General features: G+C 64.0%; 8 protein-coding genes and 1 pseudogene. 1 reads left to right on the top strand and 8 read right to left on the bottom strand.

Annotation, left to right across the window (positions count from 1 at the left end):
- A pseudogene (locus DAD99_RS08665) lies at window positions 1-229 on the top strand (hypothetical protein); the annotation flags it as partial.
- Window positions 230-294: 65 nt separating this feature from the next.
- On the opposite strand, the gene DAD99_RS08660 reads toward DAD99_RS08665, so the two are convergent.
- The 8 genes from DAD99_RS08660 to DAD99_RS08625 form a co-directional block, all read right to left on the bottom strand.
- Window positions 295-999 carry a FadR/GntR family transcriptional regulator gene (locus DAD99_RS08660; protein ID WP_193341191.1) on the bottom strand — a complete coding sequence of 235 codons (705 nt, stop codon included), beginning with the start codon at window positions 997-999 and terminating at the stop codon, window positions 295-297.
- A 10-nt stretch (window positions 1000-1009) separates the two neighbouring features.
- A complete protein-coding gene (locus DAD99_RS08655; RefSeq protein WP_193341190.1) occupies window positions 1010-2137 on the bottom strand; it encodes a mandelate racemase/muconate lactonizing enzyme family protein in 1128 nt (375 codons plus the stop codon).
- 42 nt (window positions 2138-2179) lie between these two features.
- Complete coding sequence (locus DAD99_RS08650; protein ID WP_193341199.1) at window positions 2180-2581, bottom strand: recombinase family protein; 402 nt, start codon at window positions 2579-2581, stop codon at window positions 2180-2182.
- Window positions 2582-2702: 121 nt separating this feature from the next.
- Window positions 2703-3662, bottom strand: coding sequence for a PfkB family carbohydrate kinase (locus DAD99_RS08645; protein ID WP_193341189.1), 960 nt, complete (start codon window positions 3660-3662; stop codon window positions 2703-2705).
- 98 nt (window positions 3663-3760) lie between these two features.
- Window positions 3761-5185, bottom strand: a complete 1425-nt coding sequence (locus DAD99_RS08640) for a glycoside hydrolase family 32 protein (protein ID WP_193341188.1) — start codon at window positions 5183-5185, stop codon at window positions 3761-3763.
- Between the two features lie 400 nt (window positions 5186-5585).
- Window positions 5586-6701, bottom strand: coding sequence for an oligopeptide/dipeptide ABC transporter ATP-binding protein (locus DAD99_RS08635; RefSeq protein ID WP_193341187.1), 1116 nt, complete (start codon window positions 6699-6701; stop codon window positions 5586-5588).
- Window positions 6698-7660, bottom strand: coding sequence for an ABC transporter ATP-binding protein (locus DAD99_RS08630; protein ID WP_193341186.1), 963 nt, complete (start codon window positions 7658-7660; stop codon window positions 6698-6700). The genes DAD99_RS08635 and DAD99_RS08630 overlap by 4 nt, the downstream gene beginning before the upstream one ends.
- A complete protein-coding gene (locus tag DAD99_RS08625; RefSeq protein WP_193341185.1) occupies window positions 7657-8592 on the bottom strand; it encodes an ABC transporter permease in 936 nt (311 codons plus the stop codon). Before DAD99_RS08625 ends, DAD99_RS08630 begins: the two co-directional genes overlap by 4 nt.
- Window positions 8593-8601: the final 9 nt, after the last annotated feature.

Raw genomic sequence — 8601 nt, 5'->3', positions numbered from 1 at the left:
CCGACTCCGCCACCACGGCCTCATCGAACGCATCCCACACTCCCACCGCTACCGGGTCACCGACACCGGCCTTTCCACCGCCATGTTCATCAGCGCCGTTCACGACCGACTGCTCCCCACCGGCCTGGCCGACCTACAAACCCCGGTACCAACGAGGCTGCGGGCCGCCACTCGCGCCTACCAAACCGCGATCGACAACCTCACCCACGCCACGGGACTGGCCGCCTAAAACACGAATCTGACCCAGCCACCCAAAACACGACCCAAAAATCACGGCTTCGCCGACTTAGCCTTCTAGGGGGATGGGCGAACCGAAGCCTTGAACCGCCGTCGGGAATTTGCGAGGTGGCTGCGCATGGCGGCCGAGGCGGCGGTTTCATCGCCGTCGGCGATGGCGGCAGCGATGGAGCGGTGCTCGTGCACCACCTGGTCGAAGTGGTCCCGTGCGTAATGTTCGACGCCGGTGAGCAGCCGGGTGCGCGGCATCGCGATCATCGTTTGGCCCAGTGCGGCGAGGCAATCTGAGTAGAAAGGGTTGCCGGAGGCGGCTGCGATGGCCCGGTGGAACTCGAAGTCGGACTTCATGGCGTGTCCGGGGTGGTCGGCGCTTGCGGCGAATTGTTCCAGGGCAGCATTGACTGCCCTGAGTTGGCGGTCGGAGTGGTTGCGGGCGGCCAGGGCCGCAGCCTCGGCCTCCACGCCCAGCCGGAACTCCAGCAGGTGAAGTCGGTCTTCCACACTGGCCACGGGGCGGCTGCCCGGGACTGGCTGGGGCCCGTCGTCGGGCGGGGTCAGCGCGAAGCTGCCACGCCCGCGTTCGGTTTCCACCAGTCCTTCGGCCTGAAGGCGCGTCAGCGCCGAGCGGACCACGGTGCGGCTGACGCCGAAGTCACCCATCAGCGCGTTTTCGCTGGGAAGCTTATCGCCGGGCTGGATGACGCCGTCCACGATGCGGGTGCGAAGGTCGGCGGCGAGGTCCGCGGTCAGGTTCCGGCTCATGCGTTCAAGGTTACGCGCCGAACTCCACGGACTCTGTGGTCCAGGCGCGGGCCTGGTCACTGAGGGTTACGCCCAGGCCGGGACGGTCCGGGACCAGCATGCGGCCGTTCTTCGTTTCGAGGCGTTCGTTGAACAGCGGATCCAGCCAGTCGAAGTGCTCCACCCACGGTTCCCGCGGGTACGCCGCGGCGAGGTGCAGATGGATCTCCATGGCGAAGTGCGGCGCCAGGCCGAGTCCGCGCTCGTCTGCGAGGGCCGCAAGGCGCAGGAACTGGGTGATGCCGCCGACGCGGGGTGCGTCCGGCTGGATGATGTCGCAGCCGTTGGCGTTGATGAGGCTCTTATGTTCGGCCACGGACGCCAGCATCTCACCCGTGGCGATGGGCGTGTCAAGGACGTTGGCCAGGTGCGCATGGCCTTCGAAGTCGTAGGCATCCAGCGGCTCTTCGATCCAGATGAGGTTGAACTGCTCCAGCTGGCGGCCCATACGCAGGGCGGTGGCACGGTCCCACTGCTGGTTGGCATCCACCATCAGGGGAACATCCCAGCCGATGTGTTCGCGGATGCCGGCCACGCGGCGCAGGTCTTCGGCGGAATCGGGCAGGCCCACTTTGATCTTGATGCCGCCGATGCCTTCCTCGAGGAGGGCGGTGGCGCGGTCCTTGACCTCTTTGAGGGAGGCGTTGAGGAAGCCGCCGGAGGTGTTGTACGTCTGGACGGAGTCCCTGTAGGCGCCAAGGAACTTGGCCAACGAGAGGCCCGCGCGCTTGGCCTTGAGGTCGTAGAGAGCGATGTCGATGGCGGCGAGGGCCTGGGTGGCCACACCCGAGCGGCCCACGGAGGCACCGGCCCAAAGCAGCTTGGTGTAGATTCTGCCGATGTCGTTGGGGTCCTCGCCGATGAGTCCCTGCGCGATCTCCTTGGCGTGGGCGTACTGGGCGGGTCCGCCGGCGCGCTTGGAGTAGCTGAAGCCGATGCCGCTGTAGCCCAGTTCGGTGGTGATCTCCGCGAACAGGAACACCACTTCGGTCATCGGCTTCTGGCGGCCGGTGAAAACCTTGGCGTCACTGATGGGGACGGCCAGCGGCAGCCGCGCGGTGGAAAGTTTGACGTGCCGGATGAAGTCGACGGTACTCATGGTTGCTCCTCGAAAGCAGGCTGTCCGGGCTGCGTTGCCCTCCTACTTAGGATATAAGTATCCAACTTGTATTACAAGTGGCACGGGTCCGCGGCACGGGATCGTTCGGTCGTTTAATTTCCAGACTCCACCCGCACCTTTGTTGGTCAGAGTTGGGACGATCGAGCGCAGGTCATCTAGGTTTTGGGCGAGCCGGGCCGTGCTGTGGACCACCACAATGGTTCCGTCCCGTGTAAAGCGCATCAGTTCGCCCGGTTGTGTCCTGGCAATGTCCCGGCCGGAGGCCGTATCGCTGAGGGTCCTAGCCACGGACTCACCGTCGAGCCGGCGCTTCTGGCCCGGGCCCAGAGTGCTATCGGGCACGTACCCGATCCGCGGACCGCCGCTAAGTCCTTCCCAAGCCAAGACCGTCAGATTGAAACCTAAGACTTTCGTTGTGCTCATGCCAATGAATACGAGCTTGCGCACTACTCTGACGGTGTTTGAATGACTGCCTGACGTCAGTTTGGGGTGTAGCTCAGCAAGGCTAGCCATCGAGCTTATTCCGATGTGCGAAGCCGCGACTTTATGCGATTGCGTGGGACCGGGGCGTGGGTGCTTCGACTGCAGATTTCAATTCGTCCAGAGTCGGCGGGTTTGCTCCGGCTCGTTGAACAGTAATGGCCGCCGCTGCGGCTGCGGTGCGTCCCAGTTGCTCCAGGACTGCGGGGGCGAAGCCTTCGGTGCCGCGGGTGAGGAGGCCCAGGATCAGTGCGGCCATGTAGGAGTCTCCGGCGCCTATGGTGTCCGCGACCGTGGCTTTGACTGCGGGGATGGTGATGCTTGCGGCGGAGGACGTGAATTGGGAGCCTTCGGCCCCCTTGGTTATCACAGTCAGCCCGGTGCCCAGTCGGAGGATATGGTCCGCGGTTTCCTCCAGTGTGTTCCCGGGGTAGAGCCAGTGGGCGTCCTCGTCGCTGAGTTTGACGACGTCGGTCAGGGAGACGAGTTCTTCGAAGGTTGATTTCGCTTCGGCCTGGCTGCCAAGCAGGGATGGCCTGATGTTCGGGTCGTAGGTGATGAGGCAATGCTCATGGGCTTGTTCGAGCAGGGCTTTGACAGCACTGGCACCGGGATTAAGGAAGGTGGCTATGGAACCTGTGTGGAGAATTTTGGGGAAAGAGGTCGGCGTTGCTGGTGGCAGGTCCCAGTAGATGTCGAAGTCGTATGCGGCGGACCCGTCGGGTCCAAGGGTTGCTGTGGCTGTTGCGGTGCGGGCGAGGGATTTTGATCCAGGCAGGAGAGTTACTCCTGCCCGGCGGAGGTGGTCTTCTATCGATGTTCCGCGTGCATCGGGTGCGATGGCGGTGAGTAGGCCCGTGGTGACGCCCAGGAGCCCGAGGCCGTAGGCGACGTTGGCGGGCGATCCGCCGGGATGCTCCACCTGGCTGTTCGGGGTGGTGACCACATCGATCAGCGCTTCTCCGACAACGACGACATCTAGGGGCTGTTGGGCGTCATGCCGTGCTGCTTTGAGGTTTTCCATGTTTGCCTCTCGGGCAGGTGATGGTAGGGGGAGCGGGCAGGTGATTCTGCTGGCCGGTGGCCGCGGCAAATGACCTGCCGGGAACGTTTCGGGTTGGGCTAAGGCGCCGCTTTGATTTCGTTGATCGTGAGGTTGCGGAAAGTGGCAGTTCCTTCATGTGCGTAGAGACGGATGCCGTTGTCCCCTTCAAGGGGGAACACCCGGTGTGAGTGCACGACTCGTCCGTCTCCTACGAACATTTCGACGCTTGTGCGGTCCACGAGGATACGGAGTGTGAGGCGCCCTGCTGAGGGGTCGATGGGCGTCTGGCTTTCGCCGCCGGTTGGGTTGATGGTGGGTCTCCGGTTGAGGTACGCGAAAGGGCCGCGGAGGAACGCACCGGCGGCGACGTGCCGGCCCCCGCCGGCTGCACGGCATATCTCGAGACCGATGTTGGCGGGCGGTGTGGCCGGGTCCCATGCCAGCTCGCAGTTCAGGTCGTAGGCCAGTGACCGGATATCGAGGTCATGGGTGCCTGTTACAGTGACGTCACCAAGGCGGTGGCTGCGCTTGACGTGGTTGTCCAGGCCGGCTGTGGGGGCTGAGACGAGGTGGTAGCTTCCGCTTCCCTTCTTGAGGCGGATGTCGCGCACGATCATGTCATCGCCGTTATACGCGTCGGTCGCCAGGGTCGGTGTGTTGTGGGGGTAGTCCCAGAAGTTCGCCCATCCGAGCGCCCTGCGTAGGGTGGCATCCTCTGCACCGGAGGCGTCGTGATGGGGATAGGTCACTGCTCCGTAGAAGTCATAGCCGTAGTCGAGCCATTCCGGTTCGGCGTGGTCGGGAGTAAAGGTGGTGCCGTTGAAGGCCCCTGTCCAATACGCGTAGGTTGCCGGCAGGCCCCGGCTTTTGCCGTTGGCGCTGGTGCCAAGGATCCAGTGGGAAGTACCGTCGTCTGCGGTGATGCGGAATAGGTCGGGGCACTCAAGCAGCCCTAGATCCGTGCGGACGAATTCGCCGACGCGCTGCCAGGAGCGCAGGTTGGGAGATGTGTAGAAGCCAAGCTTCTGCCCTTCGGCGTTGACCATGAACCACTGCCCCCGGTCGGCGTCCCAGATTACCTTTGGGTCGCGGAAGTCCTGCACACCTGGGTTTGGCAGTACCGGGGCTGTGCCACCGGGTTGGAATGAGCGCCCACGGTCAGTCGAATACCAGAGGTATTGGGCTTGGCGGCCTTGGGGTGCCTGCGTTACGAGGGCTATCACAGCATTCTTGCCGTATCCGGCGGTGTTCCGTTCGTCGATGACAAGGCATCCTGACCAGCAGTCGCCGTTGTCGTTGCTGAACTTTGGGATGGCGACGCCGCGGTCGCGGAAGGAGACGTGGTCCGTGGTGGTCGCACGGCGCCACGATGTGCCTCCACCGCCCTGAAGGTAATCGCCGTTGTAGAGGTAGTAGTAGTGGTACTCGCCGTCGATGTAGATGGGCCGCTGTGGGTCGTTCTTCCAGTTGTCGGGGACGCTGAAGTGATAGGTCGGGCGCATACGGGTTGGTCCTTTTGAGAGCGGGTTGGCCGGCGCGGTCTCGGGAGTGTTTGGGGGCGCTGCTGCTGCCGACTCGGCGTATGAAGTGGAGAGTGCGAGCGATCCGGTGAGGGCAACCGCCCCACTTCCGGTCAGGAGAGCACGCCGAGAGACGGCGGGTGAATTTTCCATCGGTTCCCTTTCGGTGGGCAGCTTCGGTGCTGCTACTACGTGGATGTTGATGATTTTGGGCAGCGCAGGGCGTTGCCCCTTTTGGCTTGGATCTGATGGGGTGATTGGTCGCGCTATGACAGACGGGTCGACTCGTTCTTGGAACAGGAATGTCAGCAGCTGGATTGCGGCGCCTGGGCGGCCGGAGCGGCCGGTAGCGGGTGCCTGTGCGAAGCGGGGCGCAGTTCGTTCAGCGTTTGCTTCTCGGCTGGAGAGCTTCGCCATCGGCAGGTTGTGGTGCCGGCAGGGGTTCTGTCGCCAGTGCGTGGCCGCTGGCGCCGGCGCGTGGGCGGTAGAGGTGGCAGCGGACCCAGTGGCCGTTGAGGGGGTCGCCCACCTGGTGCCGGACCGGCTCCTCAGATGAGCAGCGCTGATCGGGGTCGTTCTCGAAGGCGCAGGTAGTGGAAGCCATGACGGCCTGCCGGAGCGTGGCGCGGTGAACGGGGTCGTAGGACCCGGCCCGGGCCGGGTCCGGGACGGCTGAGACCAGCAATTGTGTGTAGGGGTGGGCCGGATTGGCCAGCAGGTCCAGTGATTCGCCCTCTTCAACGATTTCGCCGGCGAACATGACGGCCGTCCGGTCCGCGAGGTACCGGGCGGAGGCGAGATCGTGGGTGATGTAGAGCATGGAGATGCCCCGCTCATCGCGCAGTTTCCGCATCAGGTTCAGCACCCCGATGCGGACGGATACGTCCAGCATGGACGTCGGTTCGTCGGCGAGGATGACTTCCGGTTCGACGGCGAGGGCGCGTGCGATCGCGACTCGTTGACGTTGTCCGCCGGAGAGCTCATGGGGGTAGGAGTTGAGCATGTCGGCTTGAAGCCCGACGGTAGTCATGAGCTCTTCGAGGCGGTGCCTGGTCTGCTCTTCGGAACCGCGTTGGCCGGTGCCGCCTTTGCCGTGGATCACGAGGGACCGTCGGAGGAAGTGCTCGACCCGGTGTGCGGGGTTAAGGGAGCCGAAGGGGTCCTGGAATACCATCTGCAGCTGGGATCGAAACATGCGTGAGGCGTGGAAACGGTCGCGCTTGAGGACGTCGACGCCGTCGAGCAGGATCTCGCCGGAGCTCGGCTTTTCCAGCCGGGCAACGCAGCGGGCCAAGGTGCTCTTACCCGAACCAGACTCTCCCACGAGGGCCACGATCTCTCCACGGCCAATGGTCAGGTCGATGCCGTGCAGGGCCCGGACGGACTCCCGGGAGAACAGGCCACCTATGGGGAAGGACTTTCCCAGTCCGCGGACCTCGAGGGCGGGCGTTTGGGTGGAAACGTCTGGACGTGATGAAGACTGTACAGCGTGGCTCATCGTTCGGCTCCTTCCATGATGGCGGCGTCAGCCGCTGAAGCGTCGGCACTGACAGGTGCCACGAAATGGCCGGGTGCTGCTTCGGTGAGGTCCGGGATGTTCCGGAACTTCACGCCGTCGGGCAGTCCCGTCAGCGGAACCCGCGGACCGGTGAGCGGCGGGAACGCGCCCATCAGCGCCTGAGTATAGGGGTGGCGGGGGTTGGCGTAGACGTCCTGGGCTTTCGCGGTTTCCACGATCCGGCCTCCGTACATCACGGCCATGCGGTGCGAGAGCTCCACCATGAGGGACATGTCGTGGGTGATGAAGAGAACGGAGAAACCAAGTTCGCGTTGGAGTTCCTTGATTTGGGCCATGATTTCCTGCTGCACCACCACGTCCAGCGCGGTGGTGGGTTCGTCGAGGATCAACAGGGACGGCTTGAGCGCCACGGCCATGGCGATCACGGCGCGCTGCCGCATGCCGCCCGAGAGCTGGTGCGGGTAGGACTTGAGGCGTGCGGGGTCGATCCTCACCAATTCGAGCAACTCACCGGCACGCCGCAGCGATTCCTTGCGCGAGTAGCCCGCATGGGTGGTGAAAATATCCACGATCTGCTCGCCGATGGTCAGCACCGGGTTGAGCGAGTTCATGGCCGATTGGAACACCATGGCCACGTCCTGCCAGCGGAAGCGCCGCAGCTCCTCCGGGCTCATGGCCAGGACGTCCTTGCCGCCGAAGGAGATGCTGCCGCCGGCGATCTTCGCGGGATCCTTCAGGAGCCGCATGATCGAGTTGGCGATGGTGGACTTCCCACAGCCGGACTCGCCCGCCAGCCCGAACACCTCACCGGTGCCGATGCTGAAGGAAACACGGTCGACGGCGGTGGTGGAGCGGGTGTCGCCGATGTACTTGACGGTGAGGTTCTTGACCTCCAGGACGGGCTCGTGGGAGCCGAAGGAAACTTGGGAGACTGTCACTTGGCGGCGCTCCTTTCGGTAATTTTTGGGGTTTTGATCTTCCGCAGCCGCGGATTAGTGACTTCGTCCACGGCGTAGTTGATGAGCGCCAGCGCGAACGCGACCAGCGCGATGCAGACACCCGAGGGAACAAAGACCCACCAGCTGCCGGTCAGCAAGGCGCCCTCGTTGCCGGCCCAGAAGAGGTTGTTGCCCCAGGAGACCGTGCTGACGTCACCCAAGCCAAGGAACTCCAGGCCTGCCTGGGCGCCGATGCCGTAGATCACGCAGGCCAGCAGGGTACTCATGACGATCGAGGCCATGTTCGGCAGGATCTCGCGGAACATGATCCGGCCCGCCCGTTCGCCGGACACCACAGCCGCGGCCACAAAGTCCTTCGAGCGGATGGACAGCGCCTGAGAGCGCAATACACGCGCCGACCCAGCCCAGCCGGTGACAACGAGGACCAGGATCACGGTTCCCAAACCCGGCGGCAGGAACGCTGCCAGGATGACAAGGAGCGGCAGTCCCGGCAGGAGCAGGAACACGTTGGTCACCAGGGACAGTGCCTCGTCAGTGAACTTGCCGAAGTACGCCGAGGCCAGGCCTACCAAAATGCCGATGAAGGTGGATGCGAAGCCAACAGTCAACCCAACGAACAGGGAACTGCGCGAGCCGTGGACAGTCAGGGCAAGCACGTTTTGACCTTTGGCCGTGGTGCCGAGCCAGTGCTCCGGAGACGGTTCCAGCGAGGCCATCGCGGTGATCCGCGACGGGTCTCCGGGGAACAGCACGGGGGCCAGCAACGCAAGCGCAATGAACACGAGCATCACGATCATGCCCACCAGGGCCTTCTTGTTGGTGATAAGTCCGTGAACGAAACTGCGGTTGGGCTTGCGGGCAGCTGCGGGCTCAGTGGGCTCAACGGGCTGCTTCAGAATTGCGGTTGTCATGATGGGTCC

This window comes from Pseudarthrobacter sp. AB1 (assembly GCF_014926485.1).
Taxonomy (GTDB): Bacteria; Actinomycetota; Actinomycetes; order Actinomycetales; family Micrococcaceae; genus Arthrobacter.
Note: the sequence above shows the minus strand (reverse complement) of the source record. Positions and strands in the feature narration are given on the sequence as shown.